The sequence below is a fragment of the Streptomyces sp. C1-1 genome (genome assembly GCF_050214755.1).
GTDB lineage: Bacteria > Actinomycetota > Actinomycetes > Streptomycetales > Streptomycetaceae > Streptomyces.
Genome location: NZ_CP189826.1, coordinates 6,518,677 through 6,534,853, shown reverse-complemented (window position 1 = coordinate 6,534,853; position 16,177 = coordinate 6,518,677). Strand labels below are relative to the sequence as shown.

Genomic DNA, 16,177 nt, shown 5'->3' with positions numbered 1-16,177 from the left:
GGGCACCGCTCACTCCCACGTCGCACCCGCGCGAAAGCCGCACCGTCACGGACTTATGCCTCGCGCGTACCCGCGTACATCTCGTCGATCAGGTGCTTGTACTCCCGTTCGACCACCGGGCGCTTCAGCTTCAGGCTCGGGGTGATCTCGCCGTGCTCGACGTCGAGGTCGCGCGGCAGCAGCCGGAACTTCTTGATGGTCTGCCACTTCTGCAGGCCCGCGTTGAGCTCCTTGACGTAGCCCTCGACCATGGCGACCGTGGCCGGCGCGGCGACGACCTCGGCGTAGGACCTGCCCTCCAGGCCGTTCTCCTTGGCCCACTCCAGGATCGACGGCTCATCCAGCGCGATCAGCGCCGTGCAGAAGTTCCGGTCGGCCCCGTGCACCAGGATGTTGGACACGTACGGGCACACCGCCTTGAACTGTCCCTCGACCTCGGCGGGCGCGATGTACTTGCCGCCGGACGTCTTGATGAGGTCCTTCTTGCGGTCGGTGATGCGCAGGTACCCGTCGGGCGAGAGCTCGCCGATGTCACCGGTGTGGAACCAGCCGTCCGGCTCCAGCACCTCGGCGGTCTTCTCGGGCAGCCCGTGGTAGCCCTGCATGATGCCGGGGCTGCGCAGCAGGATCTCCCCGTCGTCCGCGATGCGCACCTCGGTGCCGGGCAGCGGCTTGCCGACCGTGCCGGTGCGGTAGGCCTCGCCCGGGTTGACGAAGGAGGCCGCGGAGGACTCCGTCAGGCCGTAGCCCTCGAGGATGTGGATGCCGGCGCCGGAGAAGAAGTAGCCGATCTCGGGCGCGAGCGCCGCCGAGCCGGAGACGCAGGCCCGCAGGTTTCCGCCGAACGCCTCCCGGATCTTGGCGTACACCAGCGCGTCGGCCGCCTTGTGCTTCGCGCCGAGCGCGAACGGCACCGAGGCCGTCCCGGTGCGCCGGAAGTTGTCCTGGGCGACCTTCGCGTACTCGCGGGCGACCTCCGCGGCCCACTGGAAGATCTTGTACTTGGCGCCGCCGCCCGCGCGGGCCTTCGCGGCGACCCCGTTGTAGACCTTCTCGAAGATCCGCGGCACGGCGGCCATGTACGTCGGCTGCACGACCGGCAGATTCTCGATGATCTTGTCGACGCGGCCGTCCACGGCGGTGACGTGGCCGACCTCGATCTGGCCGGACGTGAGCACCTTGCCGAAGACGTGCGCGAGCGGCAGCCACAGGTACTGCACGTCCTCGCGGCTCACCAGCCCCGTCGCGGCGATCGCCTTCGCCATGTACGACCAGCTGTCGTGCGCGAGCCGCACACCCTTGGGGCGGCCGGTGGTGCCGGAGGTGTAGATCAGCGTCGCGAGCTGGTCCCTGGTGATCGAACCGACCCGCTCCTTGATCAGCTCGGGGTCCTTCTCCAGCCGGGCGACGCCCCGGGCCTCCAGCTCGGCGAGGGTGAGGATCCAGTCACTGGTCTCCACGCCCGCCGCGTCGATCACGACGACGTGCGTGAGGGCGGGCAGCTCGGCGCGCTTCTCCACGGCCTTGGCGAGCTGGGCCGCGTCCTCGGCGATCAGCACCCGGCTCTCGGAGTCGGAGAGGATGAACGCCGACTCGTCGGCGTTGGTCTGCGGGTAGACGGTGGTGGTCGCCGCACCGGCGCACATGATGCCGAGGTCGGCGAGGAGCCACTCGACACGGGTGGAGGAGGCGAGCGCGACCCGCTGCTCGGGCTGCACGCCCAGCTCGATGAGGCCCGCGGCGATCGCGTACACCCGCTCGGCGGCCTCGGCCCAGGTCAGCGACTTCCACTCGTCCGGGCCCTGCCCCGCGGCCGGCGGCACGGGATAGCGGTAGGCCTCGGCCTCCGGTGTGGCCGCGGCCCGCTCCAGGAAGAGGTTCGCCACGCTCGGCGGACGGTTCTCGATCAGTGTCTGTGTGTCGCTCACGACATCCTCCGGGGCCCGCGACTGTGCGGCTGGCTCAAAAGCGGCGGTATTGACTGCGGCGGTCTTACTACGGCTGGCTCGCTCGCGAGCCGTTGTTTAACTCGCGAGTAACCATCGAGCAGAGATCAGGGTAGAGCCCGACCGGCCGGTTCGTAAGGGGCGACGGGCTGTCACTTCCTACAGAGAGCGACCCTACGCGCGCGTAGGGGCCCGTCACGCTTTCGCACGACGGGCCCCCGTTCTGCCCGGTTTGCGGACGTGAGCCTCGGTTACCCGCGGTTACTTCTTGCTTTTGGCCGACCCCGCGCTGTCATCGCTGCTCAGTACGGCGATGAAGGCCTCCTGCGGAACCTCCACGGAACCCACCATCTTCATCCGCTTCTTGCCCTCCTTCTGCTTCTCCAGCAGCTTCCGCTTACGGGAGATGTCACCGCCGTAGCACTTGGCGAGGACGTCCTTGCGGATGGCGCGGATGGTCTCGCGGGCGATGACCCGCGAGCCGATGGCGGCCTGGATGGGCACCTCGAAGGCCTGCCGGGGGATGAGCTCGCGCAGCTTGGCGACGAGCCGCACACCGTAGGCGTAGGCCGCGTCCTTGTGAGTGATCGCGGAGAAGGCGTCCACCTTGTCACCGTGCAGCAGGATGTCGACCTTGACCAGGCTGGAGGTCTGCTCGCCCGTGGGCTCGTAGTCCAGCGAGGCGTAGCCGCGGGTCTTGGACTTCAGCTGGTCGAAGAAGTCGAAGACGATCTCCGCGAGCGGCAGCGTGTAGCGGATCTCGACCCGGTCCTCGGACAGGTAGTCCATGCCCAGGAGGGTGCCGCGCCGGGTCTGGCACAGCTCCATGATCGAACCGATGAACTCGGTCGGCGCGAGGATCGTGGCCCGTACGACGGGCTCGTACACCTCGTTGATCTTCCCCTCGGGGAACTCGCTCGGGTTGGTGACGATGTGCTCGCTGCCGTCCTCCATCACGACCCGGTAGACCACGTTCGGCGCGGTCGCGATGAGATCGAGCCCGAACTCGCGCTCCAGGCGCTCGCGGATCACGTCCAGGTGCAGCAGCCCCAGGAAGCCGACACGGAAGCCGAAGCCCAGCGCCGCCGAGGTCTCCGGCTCGTAGACGAGCGCGGCGTCGTTGAGCTGGAGCTTGTCGAGGGCCTCGCGCAGCTCCGGGTAGTCGGAGCCGTCCAGCGGGTAGAGCCCCGAGAAGACCATGGGCTTGGGGTCCTTGTAGCCGCCGAGCGCCTCCGTGGCCCCCTTCTGCTGGCTGGTGACGGTGTCACCGACCTTGGACTGCCGCACGTCCTTCACACCGGTGATGAGATAGCCCACCTCGCCGACGCCGAGGCCGTCGGCGGCCAGCATCTCCGGCGAGTTCGTACCGATCTCCAGCAGCTCGTGCGTGGCGCCGGTCGACATCATCCTGATCCGCTCACGCTTGTTGAGCTGACCGTCGATGACACGGACGTACGTCACGACGCCGCGGTAGGAGTCGTAGACCGAGTCGAAGATCATCGCGCGGGCGGGGGCGTCGGCGACACCCACCGGCGCCGGAATGTCCCTGACCACCTTGTCGAGCAGCGCGTCGACGCCGACACCGGTCTTGGCGGAGACCCTGAGCACGTCGGCGGGGTCGCAGCCGACCAGGTTGGCGAGCTCCTCGGCGAACTTCTCGGGCTGCGCGGCCGGCAGGTCGATCTTGTTGAGCACGGGGATGATCGTGAGGTCGTTCTCCATCGCCAGGTAGAGGTTGGCGAGGGTCTGCGCCTCGATGCCCTGGGCGGCGTCGACGAGGAGGATGGTCCCCTCGCAGGCGGCGAGCGACCGCGAGACCTCGTAGGTGAAGTCGACGTGCCCCGGGGTGTCGATCATGTTGAGGATGTGCGTATTGCTCTTGTCGTGGGTCGGGGCCCACGGCAACCGCACCGCCTGGGACTTGATCGTGATGCCGCGCTCGCGCTCGATGTCCATGCGGTCGAGGTACTGGGCACGCATCTGGCGCTGCTCGACGACGCCGGTCAGCTGGAGCATCCGGTCGGCGAGCGTGGACTTGCCGTGGTCGATGTGCGCGATGATGCAGAAATTGCGGATCAGAGCCGGGTCGGTACGGCTCGGCTCGGGCACATTGTTAGGGGTCGCGGGCACGCAGGGTCCTGTCTCTTGAGGCGCCTTATGCCTCGGGTCGGATCGATACGTAGGCTCCATGGTCCCACGGCGGGCGACCGGGAACCGTTTTGGGCCGTCGGCCGGGCCACTGGTAGCCTGGGTGGCTGTGCCTCATGCCCTCTCAGCGCGAGGCGCACCTCAAGAAATCACCTGGCCCGGGTCCCATGCGGTCCCGCGCCTGAACCTGAAAAGGCTCAATCAGTGGCGAACATCAAGTCCCAGATCAAGCGGATCAAGACCAACGAGAAGGCCCGGCTGCGCAACAAGGCCGTCAAGTCCTCCCTGAAGACCGCGATCCGCAAGGCCCGCGAGGCCGCTGCCGCGGGTGACGTCGAGAAGGCCACCGAGTACCAGCGCGCTGCCGCGCGTCAGCTCGACAAGGCCGTCTCGAAGGGCGTCATCCACAAGAACCAGGCCGCCAACAAGAAGTCGGCGCTTGCTTCCAAGGTCGCGTCCCTCAAGGGCTGACACCTTCCTTTGATCTGACCGCCGGAGGGACCCAGAGCGGGCCCTCTCTCATCCGCTCCCGTCCGGCACCCAGAGCCTGTACGCGGCCTGCGTTCGCCACGCGGGTACAGGCTCGCAAGCACAGACCGAAGACCTCGCTTCCCCCCTTCCCCGGGGTGGGGCGGGGTCTTCGTTCGTCGTGGGTCCGTTGTGGCGCTCCGCGCATCTCAACCCGTCCGGCGTTTGAGGACGAGGCCCCTTCAGGGCCGAACGGGGGCCTGGGGGCAGAGCCCCCGGCAACGGCGCCCAGCCCCCGGCAAAGGCGCCCAGCCCCCGGCAAAGGCACCGAAAGACGCAACCTCACCCCCGCCCCCGCGACCGCGCAGCCCGCGCGATCGTCACCACGGCCTTCTCCAGCGCGTACTCGGGATCGTCGCTCCCGCCCTTCACTCCCGCGTCCGCCTCCGCCACCGCCCGCAGCGCGACGGCGACCCCGTCCGGCGTCCACCCCCGCATCTGCTGCCGCACCCGATCGATCTTCCACGGCGGCATCCCCAGCTCCCGCGCCAGGTCCGCAGGTCGCCCCCCACGCGCGGACGACAGCTTGCCGATCGCCCGCACTCCCTGCGCCAGCGCACTGGTGATCATCACGGGAGCCACCCCCGTGGCCAGCGACCACCGCAGCGCCTCCAGCGCCTCCGCCGCCCGCCCCTCCACGGCCCGGTCGGCCACGGTGAAGCTCGACGCCTCCGCCCGCCCGGTGTAGTACCGCCCCACGACCGCCTCGTCGATGGTCCCCTCGACGTCGGCGACCAGCTGGGACACGGCCGAGGCCAGCTCCCGCAGATCACTCCCGATGGCGTCGACCAGCGCCTGGCAGGCCTCCGGCGTGGCGGACCTCCCGGCCGTCCGGAACTCCCCGCGCACGAAGGCCAGCCGATCCGCCGGCTTGGTCATCTTCGGGCAGGCGACCTCACGCGCCCCGGCCTTCCGGGCGGCGTCGAGAAGCGCCTTGCCCTTGGCTCCCCCCGCGTGCAGCAGCACCAGGGTGATCTCCTCGGCCGGCGCCCCGAGGTACGCCTTCACGTCCTTGATCGTGTCGGTCGAGAGATCCTGCGCGTTGCGTACGACCACGACCTTGCGCTCCGCGAAGAGCGACGGGCTGGTCAGCTCGGCGAGTGTGCCGGGCTGCAACTGGTCCGGGGTCAGGTCACGTACGTCCGTGTCGGCGTCGGCGGCCCTGGCGGCGGCCACCACCTCCTGCACGGCCCGGTCGAGCAGCAGGTCCTCCTGGCCCACGGCAAGCGTCACCGGGGCGAGGGGGTCGTCATTCGCAGTCTTCTTGGCCATCGCGCCAAGCATGGCACGCACCACTGACAACACGCCCCGCGCAGGTGCGCCCCCCCGACCGGAGGCCACGGCTCGGGACGGCTACGGCTCCTCCCGCCACCCCTCCCACTCCCCCGCGAACGCGTCCAGCTCCCCGGGATCCAGCCGCCCCTCCTCGTCCCGCAGGACGAGGAGCCACTGCGCGTCCTCGGCGTCGTCCTCACCGGCCAGCGCGTCCCGCACGAGCTGCGGCTCCTCCCTGACCCCGAACCGCTCCCCCAACGCCTCGGCCGCCTCCTCGGCGGCATCCCGGTCGGGCAGCACCAGCACATGTCTCACATCGCTCACCGGCCCATTCTCGGGCACCCGGCCGGACCTCAGTCCTCGCGCACGGCCGGCACACGACCCAGCTCGATCCCGAACCTCTCCCGGTACACCGCGAGCACCTCCTCGTCCGTGCCCAACTCGCGCTCCTCCCGCCGCCCGTCGCCTCCCGTCACCTTCAACGTGCGCCCGCCGAGCGTGATCCGCCCTCCGTCCTCCGTCACCCTGGAACACACCAGTGACCGCACGAAGTGGGAGGCCGGCGAAGTGCTGTGCCACCACGCCCCGGCCACGAAGTCACCGAGCTCACGCGGTCGCGTCTCCAGCCGGTACTGCGGCTCACCGTTCATGAAGACGTCCAGATCCGGCCCCCTCTCGACGATCCGGAACACCCCACCGGGATCCTCCTGCTCACCCCTCTCCCCGAACTCCAGCGGGAAGTGACTGAACGCCCCGAATCCGACGTCGGCCAGCCACTCGCTCCCGTCCACCGCCCGCACCCGCAGCGCGAGATGGTCGTACGGGATCCCCAGCCGCCCCTCGCCGCCGTGCACCCGCGCCGCGAGCAGCGTGACCTCGAAACCCAGCGCGCCCAGCAACGCCGCGAAGGCTCCGTTGAGTTCGTAGCAGAACCCGCCCCGCCGCGTCCCCACCACCTTGTCCCACAGCCGTTCCTCCTCCAGCACGATCTCCTCGCCCAGGTGGACGGAGAGGTTCTCGAAGGGCACGGTCTGCAGATGGCGCAGCTGCAGTGCACGCAACGCGGCGGCGGTGGCGGGGTGCTCCGGGTGCTCGACGCCCAGCCGGCGGAGGTAGGCATCGACCTGTGAGGAGTTCATGCCCTCAGTCTCGCGCCACGCTCAGCCTGCCGCCCCTGTCCGCGACGGCGAGCGCCCCGTCCCGGTCGGTCCGCAGCACCACGGCGCCCAGTGCCCGCAGCGCCGCCACGGTGCCGGGGGCGGGATGCCCGTACGGGTTGTCCTGCCCACAGCTGATCAGAGCGATCCGCGGCGCCACCCGGCGTATCAGTTCCGGATCCTGGTACGCGGAACCGTGATGGGCGACCTTGAGGACGTCCACGCCGCCCAGCAGCGCGCCCTGCGGGGACCTCAGCAGGGCCTGCTGGGCCGGTGGTTCGAGATCCCCGAGCAGCAGCAGCCGCAGGCCCGCCGAGCGGACCAGCATGGCCACGCTGGCGTCGTTCGGCCCGTCCTGCTCCGGTGCCGCGTCCGCCGGGGGCCACAGCACCTGCCAGGACAGCGCGCCGGTGCGCCGCCGCTCCCCGGCGACCGCGCGGGTCACCGGGATGCGCCGCGCCGCCGCCTGCCCGCGCACGAACGCGACCTGGTCCGCGGGCTCCTCCAGACCCGTCGTCTCGATCGCCCCGACGGAACGCCCCCGCAGCACACCGGGCAGTCCGGCCACATGATCGGCGTGGAAGTGGGTGAGCACGACGAGCGGAATCCTCGTGATCCCCAGCGCGCGCAGGCAGTGGTCGACGAGCTCGGGGTCCGGTCCGGCGTCCACGACCACCCCGCTGCCCGGCCCGGCCGCGAGCACGGTCGCATCGCCCTGGCCCACGTCGCACACCGCGAACCGCCAGCCGGGCGGGGGCCAGCCCGTGATCACTCTGGTCAGCGGCGGCGGCTGCACCACCACCAGCACGAGCAGCGTCAGGCAGGCCCCGCACAGCCACGGATGCCTCAGCAGCCGCCGGCCGATGAGCAGGACGGCCACCGTGACCAGGGCGAGCAGCAGCGCCCCTGCCCAACTGCCCGGCCAGTCCACTCCCCCGCCCGGCAACGCGGCCCCGGTCCGTGCGATCTCCGCGATCCACCCAGCCGGCCAACTCGCGACCCACGCCAGCGCCTTGGCCACCGGCATCATCACCGGCGCCGTCGCCAGCGCGGCGAAGCCCAGTACGGTGGCCGGCGCCACCGCGACCTCCACGAGCAGGTTGCACGGCACCGCCACGAGGCTCACCCGCGCCGACAGCACGGCGACGACCGGCGCGCACAGCGCCTGCGCCGCGGCCGCCGCGGCGAGCCCTTCGGCCAGCCGGGGTGGGACCCGGTGCCGGCGCAGCGCCTCGCTCCACCGCGGGGCGAGGGTGAGCAGCGCGCCGGTGGCCAGCACCGAGAGCAGGAAGCCGTAACTGCGGGCCAGCCAGGGGTCGTAGAGCACCAGGAGCAGCACGGCCGTCGCCAGCGCCGGGATCAGGGATCTGCGGCGCCCGGTCGCCAGGGCCAGAAGCACCACGGCCCCGCACGCCGCGGCGCGCAGCACGCTCGGATCCGGTCTGCACACGACGACGAACCCGAGTGTGAGGACCCCGCCGAGCACCGCGGTCGCCCGCAGCGGAATGCCCAGCCGGGGGGCGAGCCCCCGCCGCTCCACGAGTTGCGCCATACCCGGCGGTCCGATGAGCAGGGCGAGGATGATCGTGAGGTTGCTGCCGGACACGGCGAGGGTGTGCGCCAGGTCGGTCTCCTTGAACGCCTCGTCCAGCTCCGGTGTGATGCGCGAGGTGTCCCCGACGACCAGGCCGGGCAGCAGCGCCCGCGCGTCCGCAGGCAGCCCGTCGGTCGCCTCGCGCAGCCCGGCCCGCAACCGTCCCGCGAACCGCTGCGCTCCCGAGGGTCCGCCCACCACCTCGGGCGCGGCACGTCCCCGCACCCGCAGCACCCCCGCGACCGGGTCCCCGCCCAGCAGCGGCGGAGCCATCCGCGCCTCGACACGCACCCGCGTGGAGGGCAGCAACTCCAGCCAGGGCGACCGCGACCGGCCCCCGGGGGCGGGCCCCACGCCGCCGGGACCCCCCGCGGGGACGATCACCAGCACCGGCGCCCGCGTCACCACCGCCGTCCCGTCGCTCTCCCGCAGCCGTCGTACCTCTCCCTCGACCAGGACGGAGGCCGGGGCGGCGTGATCCCCTCTGATCCGGGGCCGGGTCGGCCGTGGATCGGCGGTCACCTCGACCTCGGCGGTCACCATGGCGTACCGCCGGGCCAGCTCTGGCACGGGCCCACGACGCACGTCGGCTCCGTGCAGCCCGGCGGACACGGCGGCCGCGGCGACGCAGAGCAGCACGGCGGCGACCGAGACCCGCGGCCACGCCCCCTTCACCGCCGACCCGGCGCGCGCCCTGCCCCTCCGCACCCCGAGCAGAAGCACCGCCGCGCCCAGACAGCCGACGACGACAGCCGCGACCCACCCGGAGGTCGCGTCCAGCATGAGCGCCGCCGTCACCCAGGCCGCGAGCGCGGGCGGCACGAGCCGTAGGTCCGTCGGTCCCTCCTGCCGGGGATGAGCGGCCCCAAGGCGCTTCCCGGAGGAGCTGTGGACGGCCGAGCGGTCGGCTCGGTGAGGGTGCGGCGCGGGGTCGGCCGGACGATCAGCGTTTCGGTCGCGCGAGGCGGGGGCGGCCGGACAATCAACGCCTCGGCCGCACGACGCGAGATCGGCCGGACAATCAACGCCTCGGCCGCACGACGCGAGATCGGCCGGACAATCAACGCCTCGGCCGCACGACGCGAGATCGGCCGGACAATCAACGCCTCGGCCGCACGACGCGAGATCGGCCGGACAATCAACGCCTCGGCCGCACGACGCGAGATCGGCCGGACAATCAGCGCGGCCATCGCGCGGCGCGGGCTCGGTCCGGCGGTTCATGGCCGTACGAGATTCCGCAGATCGGCGAACCGGCGGTCGCCGATGCCGTTTACCTCGCGCAGCTCACCCACGGTGCGGAAACCGCCGTGCCGAGTGCGGTAGTCGACGATGTGCTGGGCCAGCACGGGGCCGACACCGGGCAGGGTGTCGAGCTGCTCCGCGGTCGCCGTGTTGAGGGAGACGGGGGCCGCGGGTGCCACGCCCGCCGGGCCTCCCCCGGCCGCGCCGGCAGGTCCCGGCGCCGGGAAGGCGGGGCCACCGACGACCACCTGCTCACCGTCCACGAGGAAGCGTGCCCGATTGAGGCCCTGAAGGTCGGTGCCGGGCCGTACACCACCGGCGGCCCGCAGCGCGTCGGTGACCCGTGAGCCGGGCGGCAGGCGGTGGATGCCGGGCCTGCGGACCTTGCCGCTGACGTCCACGACGATCTCGGCCCCGCCCCCGGCCGTTCCCACAGCGCCCGGCGCCCCGGCCGAAACCCCCGGCCCGGGCTCCCCGCTCGCTTTCCCCGCGCCGAACGGCACCGCCGCCCGCACCACTTCCGGCGCCCGTACGGACTGCGTCCGGCCGGCCCAGAAGTGCTGCACGGCGAGGACAGCGGCGACTACGAGCAGCACCGAGAGCGCCACGACGCTGCGCCGCTCCAGCCCGCACCTGGACTGCAGCCACAGCGGCAACCGCTCCCGGACGGCCAGTCCGGCACGCCCGCGCCAGGCGTCCCCGGCCCGCCGAGGCTCCGGCTCCCCGGTCGCTTCCTCTGCCGACACGAAGTCCTGCGCGTCCAGGACCGACACACTGTCGCGCACGTCCGGCGCCGGCCCTCCGACATCCTGCTCGTCGGTCCAGCCCCCGGGGCCTACCGGCGGCCCCGCTCCCGACTCCCGCCCGTCAGGGCCCCGTTCGGGGAACAACTGCCGCGCCCGCCGTCGGAGTTCCGCCGACGCGTGCCTGCGACCCGCCCGGCCCCGTACCGGCGCGCGGCGGTGCCTCACCCGGCCGTCGGAGGCGGGGGCGCGCCCCGGTCCACTGGTCGCTGTCGCTGTGCGTGTACGTGATCGAAGTGCCATGCGACGAGGATGGGACATCCACCGCCACCGCGATGATCTTGCTCAATTCCCGGGGATCACCGGCCGGTTGTGGATATCTCCACCACCCACACGAGTGAACCGGCCACCTGAAAGGGCCTCAGGCAATCCACAACCTCGCCCAGCCGAAGGGCAATGCGGCGGTTGGCAACCGCGACGGCCACGCCGTCACCGCGGCGAGACCACGACCCCCAGCAGACCGGGCCCGGTGTGTGCCCCGATCACCGCTCCGACCTCGCTCACATGCAGGTCGCCCACCGAGGGCACGCGCGTCCGCAGCCGGTCCGCCAGCGCCGACGCCCGTTCGGGGGCCGCGAGATGGTGGACAGCGATGTCGACCTCCGCGCTGCCGGCGCGGTCGGCGGCGATCTCCTCGAGACGGGCGATCGCCCTCGACGCCGTCCGGACCTTCTCCAGCAGCTCGATACGGCCGCCGTCCAGCTGCAGCAGGGGCTTGACGGCGAGAGCGGAACCCAGCAGTGCCTGCGCGGCGCCGATCCGGCCGCCGCGGCGCAGATAGTCGAGGGTGTCGACGTAGAAGTAGGCGGATGTGCCCGACGCGCGCTTCTCGGCAGCGGTGACGACCTCGTCCACCGTGCCGCCGGCCTCCGCCGCCTCCGCCGCGGCAAGGGCACAGAACCCCAGGGCCATCCCGACCGTCCCGGTGTCCACCACCCGCACCGGCACCGGCGCCTCGCGCGCCGCGAGGACCGCGGCGTCGTAGGTGCCCGACAGTTCGGCGGACAAGTGCAGGGAGACGATGCCGCAGGCGCCGGACTCGGCGACCCTGCGGTACGTGTCGGCGAAGAGCCGGGGGCTGGGCCGCGAGGTGGTGACGGGGCGTCGCTTCTGCAGGGCCTGGGCCAGGGAACGGGTCGAGATCTCGGTGCCCTCGTCCAGGGCCTGGTCGCCGAGGACCACGGTCAGGGGAACCGCTGTGATGCCGTGGCGCTCCATCGTCCGGGGCGGCAGGTAGGCCGTTGAATCGGTGACGATCGCGACATGGCGGGACATGAGCTGGAGGTTACCTGGCGTAGCGGTCGGAGGGCAGCCCGGCCCCTCTCACCTGGTCCGGCCTTGACCGGATCAAGTGGTGCTCTCGGGGCGGGGTTTCTTCTGCCATGGGTAGGTGGGGCGCGGGGCGGGCGGGGTGATGGCGGCCCGAGTCGGCTCCTCGGCCTCGCCGGACCGAGGGGTCTCCGGCCAGGTCTGCCGAGCCGCCCCGCCTTCGGCTTCGGCCGCGGGGGCTTCGGGCCACGACAATGGGGCGACGGACGGCTCGTCCTTCGTCCAGTGCCGCAGGGCACCGGCCTCGAGGTCGATCTGCGCGCTCAGCGTGTCCAGGTCGTCGTCGGCGAAGCGGCGGGCCCGGTCGCGGGCCGCCCAGCGCAGGGAGTCGGCCGACTGCGTGATGCGCTCGGTGCGGGCGCGCAGATCGGGCAGCCGCTGGGCGAGCGTGGCGCGGTCGGGTTCGGACTCCAGGCGCTTGAGCTCGCCGTCCAGTTCATGGCCGTGTGCGCTCAGGCGCTGGAAGAGCGCCAGGGACTCCTTGAGGGACTCGTCGTCGGACGCGCCCGCTTGCAGCGCGTCCTGCGTGGCCCGCATGGAGGTGCGCAGCCTCAGGCGCAGCTGGGCGACGCCGCTCACTGGACCCGGCACGAACGTCTTGGCCCGCAGAGTGTGGTCCTCGACCGTGCGGCGGGCCTGGTCGATGGTGCGGTCGACGCCGCGCTTCGCGGCGCCGACCGCCTTCACCGCCGCGTAGGTGCCCAGCACCAGGAAGAGGACGAAGAGCAGGACGAAGACCGCGATCACTGCTTCCACCGTGCTCCTCCTCCGGCCCGCGCGGCCTGTTCCGCGTCTTCTTTCACCGTAAACGAGACGGGCAGGCCCGGAGTTCCAGAAGAACCCCGAACCTGCCCGTAGAAGACCCGGATCCGGCCCGTAGGGGACAACCCGGAGGCGGTGCCCGGTGCCTGGGCGGGAACGCCGTCCACGCGGACCGGCTGCCCACGCAGACGGCCGCCCACGCAGGCCGACCGCCCACGCAGGCCGGCTGGCAAGGTTGCCCTGCTGCCTACGCGGGAACGATGTTGACCAGCTTCGGCGCCCGCACGATCACCTTCCGGATGCCGGCCCCCTCCAGCGCCGCGACGACCTTCTCGTCGGCCAGGGCGATCTTCTCCAGCTCCTCCTCGGAGATGGACGGCGGCACCTCCAGGCGCGCCTTGACCTTGCCCTTGATCTGCACCACGCAGGTCACGGCCTCGTCCACGACGTACCGCGGGTCCGCGACCGGGAAGTCCCGGTGGACGACCGAGTCGGTGTGGCCCAGCCTGCGCCACAGCTCCTCGGCGATGTGCGGGGCCAGCGGGGCGACCAGCAGCACCAGCGGCTCGGCGACCGAACGCGGCACCGCGCCGCCCGCCTTGGTCAGGTGGTTGTTCAGCTCGGTGACCTTGGCGATCGCGGTGTTGAACCGCATGCCCTCCAGGTCGCCGCGCACGCCGTCGATCGCCTTGTGCAGGGCGCGCAGCGTCTCCTCGTCGGGCTCGGCGTCGGTGACGGTCACCTCACCCGTCGCCTCGTCGACGATGTTGCGCCACAGCCGCTGCAGCAGCCGGAACTGGCCGACCACCGCGCGTGTGTCCCACGGCCGGGAGACGTCCAGCGGGCCCATCGCCATCTCGTACAGGCGCAGGGTGTCGGCGCCGTACTCGGCGCAGATCTCGTCCGGGGTGACCGCGTTCTTCAGGGACTTGCCCATCTTGCCCAGCAGCCGGGAGACCTTCTCGCCCTGGTAGTAGTAGGCGCCGTCGCGCTCCTCCACCTCGGCGGCCGGTACGGCGATACCTCGGGCGTCGCGGTAGACGTAGGCCTGGATCATGCCCTGGTTGAACAGCTTGTGGAACGGCTCCGCGGAGGAGACGTGCCCCAGGTCGAACAGGACCTTGGACCAGAAGCGGGCGTACAGCAGGTGCAGCACCGCGTGCTCGGCGCCGCCGACGTACAGGTCGACACCGCCGTGCGGCTGACCCTCGCGCGGGCCCATCCAGTACTGCTCGATCTCCGGGTCGACCAGCCGCTCGGCGTTGTGCGGGTCCAGGTAGCGCAGCTCGTACCAGCAGGAACCGGCCCAGTTGGGCATGGTGTTGGTCTCGCGCCGGTACTTCCTCGGCCCGTCGCCCAGGTCCAGGGTGACGTTGACCCAGTCCTCGTTGCGGGACAGCGGGGTCTCGGGCTGGGTGTCGGCGTCGTCCGGGTCGAAGGTGCGCGGGCTGTAGTCCTCGACCTCGGGCAGCTCCAGCGGCAGCATCGACTCGGGCAGCGCGTGGGCGATGCCGTCCTCGTCGTAGACGATCGGGAAGGGCTCGCCCCAGTAGCGCTGCCGGCTGAACAGCCAGTCGCGCAGACGGAAGTTGACGGTGCCCTCGCCGATGCCCCGGCGCTCCAGCCACTCGGTGATGCGCGCCTTGGCCTCGACGACGCCCAGGCCGTCCAGGGAGACACCCTCGCCGACGGAGTTGACGATCTTCGCGTCGTACGACACGAAGGCCTCGTCCCAGGTCGAGGTGTCCGTGCCACGGCCGTCGGTCGGCTCGACGACGCACTCGATCGGCAGCTCGAAGGCGCGCGCGAACTCGAAGTCACGCGTGTCGTGCGCGGGAACGGCCATGATCGCGCCGGTGCCGTAGCCCATCAGGACGTAGTCGGCGATGAAGACGGGGACCTGCGCGCCGTTGACCGGGTTGGTGGCGTACGAGCCGGTGAAGACGCCGGTCTTGTCCTTGGCCTCGGCCTGCCGCTCGACGTCGGACTTCGAGGCGGCCTGCGCGCGGTAGGCGGCGACGGCCTCGGCCGGGGTGGCGTGGCCGCCGGTCCACACCTCGTGGGTGCCCTCCGGCCACGCGGCCGGGGTGAACTTCTCGACCATCGGGTGCTCGGGCGCCAGCACCATGTAGGTCGCGCCGAACAGGGTGTCGGGTCGGGTGGTGAAGACGGTGATGTGCTCGCCGTCGATCGGGAAGTCGACGCGGGCGCCCTCGCTGCGGCCGATCCAGTTGCGCTGCTGCAGCTTGATGGCCTCGGGCCAGTCCAGCGCCTCCAGGTCGTCCAGCAGCCGGTCGGCGTAGGCGGTGATGCGCATGTTCCACTGACGCAGCTTGGCCTTGAAGACCGGGAAGTTGCCGCGCTCGGAACGGCCGTCGGCGGTGACCTCCTCGTTCGCCAGCACGGTGCCCAGGCCGGGGCACCAGTTGACCGGCGCGTCGGAGGCGTAGGCCAGGCGGAACTCGCCCAGGACGTCGGCCCGCTCGCCGGCGCTCAGCTCGTGCCACGCGCGCGTGTGGCCCGGTACGGCCCGGTCACCGGTCTCGAACTGGGCGATCAGCTCGGAGATCGGGCGGGCCTTGTTCGCCTCGTCGTCGTACCAGGAGTTGAAGATCTGCAGGAAGATCCACTGGGTCCACTTGTAGTAGTCCGGGTCGATGGTGGCGAACGACCGGCGCTTGTCGTGGCCCAGGCCCAGCCGGCGCAGCTGCGCCGTCATGTTCGCGATGTTGGCCTCGGTGGAGACACGCGGGTGCGTGCCGGTCTGCACCGCGTACTGCTCGGCGGGCAGGCCGAAGGCGTCGAAGCCCAGGGTGTGCAGGACGTTGTGCCCGGTCATGCGCTGGAAGCGCGCGAAGACGTCGGTGGCGATGTATCCCAGGGGGTGGCCGACGTGCAGGCCCGCGCCGGAGGGATACGGGAACATGTCCATGATGAACTTCTTGGGCCGGGCGACGACCTCGGGGTCGCCCGCCAGGTCACCCTTGGGGTTCGGTGCCGCGTACGTGCCGTCGGCGTCCCAGAAGTCCTGCCAGCGTGCCTCGATCTCGGCGGCCATGGCGGCCGTGTAGCGGTGCGGCGCGGCATCCACCGACATACCAGTGGCGGCAGCGGGGTTCGTCTCGCTCATGATCCTTAAGCTCCATCGATCGTCTCTGCCAGCGGCTTCGTCGTTCCGGAAACGAAAAATCCCCTCGCACAGGAGGGGACGCCGCGCCGACTCCGACCAGGCGGTTCGCCGGTGGTCGGGACTGATCAGCGCGGCTCGCTAAGCAGAAGGCGTACGGCACGCATGGCGTTAGGGTACCGCAGCGCTTGAGCAGGATGCGACGCGCTTGCGTATGCATCCTTGGCACCGGGCCACCCCTCCCGGCGACAACTGAATCAAGGACA

At 71.4% G+C, this 16,177-nt stretch carries 12 protein-coding genes; 1 reads left to right on the top strand and 11 read right to left on the bottom strand.

All coding sequences use genetic code 11. From position 1 onward, the window contains the following. Nucleotides 1-53: 53 nt before the first annotated feature. Nucleotides 54-1,928, bottom strand: a complete 1,875-nt coding sequence (locus ACQF4J_RS29775) for an AMP-dependent synthetase/ligase (RefSeq protein ID WP_427167187.1) — start codon at nt 1,926-1,928, stop codon at nt 54-56. A gap of 279 nt (nt 1,929-2,207) precedes the next feature. After that, the gene (gene lepA / locus ACQF4J_RS29770) at nt 2,208-4,076 is read right to left on the bottom strand and encodes a translation elongation factor 4 (RefSeq protein WP_351568566.1); all 1,869 of its coding nucleotides are present in this window, start codon (nt 4,074-4,076) and stop codon (nt 2,208-2,210) included. Nucleotides 4,077-4,298: 222 nt separating this feature from the next. Here lepA and rpsT point away from each other — a divergent pair, with 222 nt between their 5' ends. Beyond that, the gene (rpsT, locus tag ACQF4J_RS29765) at nt 4,299-4,565 is read left to right on the top strand and encodes a 30S ribosomal protein S20 (RefSeq protein ID WP_015660447.1); all 267 of its coding nucleotides are present in this window, start codon (nt 4,299-4,301) and stop codon (nt 4,563-4,565) included. A gap of 339 nt (nt 4,566-4,904) precedes the next feature. Here rpsT and holA read toward each other — a convergent pair whose 3' ends face one another. From holA to leuS, 9 genes are all read right to left on the bottom strand, one after another. After that, on the bottom strand, nt 4,905-5,894 hold the full coding sequence (gene holA, locus ACQF4J_RS29760) for a DNA polymerase III subunit delta (RefSeq protein ID WP_351568569.1): 990 nt from the start codon (nt 5,892-5,894) through the stop codon (nt 4,905-4,907). Nucleotides 5,895-5,975: 81 nt separating this feature from the next. Continuing rightward, entirely contained in the window at nt 5,976-6,221 is a 246-nt protein-coding gene (locus tag ACQF4J_RS29755) for a hypothetical protein (protein ID WP_142151908.1), read from the bottom strand. Between the two features lie 29 nt (nt 6,222-6,250). Next, nucleotides 6,251-7,036: an arylamine N-acetyltransferase family protein gene (locus tag ACQF4J_RS29750; RefSeq protein ID WP_351568572.1), complete on the bottom strand. Its 786-nt coding sequence runs from the start codon at nt 7,034-7,036 to the stop codon at nt 6,251-6,253. A 4-nt stretch (nt 7,037-7,040) separates the two neighbouring features. After that, complete coding sequence (locus ACQF4J_RS29745) at nt 7,041-9,431, bottom strand: ComEC/Rec2 family competence protein (protein WP_427168638.1); 2,391 nt, start codon at nt 9,429-9,431, stop codon at nt 7,041-7,043. An 11-nt stretch (nt 9,432-9,442) separates the two neighbouring features. After that, a complete protein-coding gene (locus ACQF4J_RS29740; protein WP_427167186.1) occupies nt 9,443-9,838 on the bottom strand; it encodes a hypothetical protein in 396 nt (131 codons plus the stop codon). 27 nt (nt 9,839-9,865) lie between these two features. Next, nucleotides 9,866-10,936 carry a helix-hairpin-helix domain-containing protein gene (locus ACQF4J_RS29735; RefSeq protein WP_427167184.1) on the bottom strand — a complete coding sequence of 357 codons (1,071 nt, stop codon included), beginning with the start codon at nt 10,934-10,936 and terminating at the stop codon, nt 9,866-9,868. A gap of 186 nt (nt 10,937-11,122) precedes the next feature. Further along, nucleotides 11,123-11,968: a DegV family protein gene (locus tag ACQF4J_RS29730; RefSeq protein ID WP_351568584.1), complete on the bottom strand. Its 846-nt coding sequence runs from the start codon at nt 11,966-11,968 to the stop codon at nt 11,123-11,125. 72 nt (nt 11,969-12,040) lie between these two features. Next, nucleotides 12,041-12,778 (bottom strand): hypothetical protein, encoded by a 738-nt coding sequence (locus tag ACQF4J_RS29725; RefSeq protein WP_427167183.1) that lies wholly within the window; start codon nt 12,776-12,778, stop codon nt 12,041-12,043. A gap of 253 nt (nt 12,779-13,031) precedes the next feature. After that, complete coding sequence (gene leuS, locus ACQF4J_RS29720) at nt 13,032-15,914, bottom strand: leucine--tRNA ligase (protein ID WP_351568590.1); 2,883 nt, start codon at nt 15,912-15,914, stop codon at nt 13,032-13,034. Between the last annotated feature and the right edge of the window lie 263 nt (nt 15,915-16,177).

Bases quoted from the DNA above. Each gene is read 5' to 3' on its own strand.
- ACQF4J_RS29745 (WP_427168638.1), bottom strand. From the start codon at position 9,431: ATGCTGGACGCGACCTCCGGGTGGGTCGCGGCTGTCGTCGTCGGCTGT.
- holA (WP_351568569.1), bottom strand. From the start codon at position 5,894: ATGGCCAAGAAGACTGCGAATGACGACCCCCTCGCCCCGGTGACGCTT.
- ACQF4J_RS29740 (WP_427167186.1), bottom strand. From the start codon at position 9,838: ATGGCCGCGCTGATTGTCCGGCCGATCTCGCGTCGTGCGGCCGAGGCG.
- ACQF4J_RS29730 (WP_351568584.1), bottom strand. From the start codon at position 11,968: ATGTCCCGCCATGTCGCGATCGTCACCGATTCAACGGCCTACCTGCCG.
- ACQF4J_RS29735 (WP_427167184.1), bottom strand. From the start codon at position 10,936: ATGGCACTTCGATCACGTACACGCACAGCGACAGCGACCAGTGGACCG.
- leuS (WP_351568590.1), bottom strand. From the start codon at position 15,914: ATGAGCGAGACGAACCCCGCTGCCGCCACTGGTATGTCGGTGGATGCC.
- ACQF4J_RS29750 (WP_351568572.1), bottom strand. From the start codon at position 7,036: ATGAACTCCTCACAGGTCGATGCCTACCTCCGCCGGCTGGGCGTCGAG.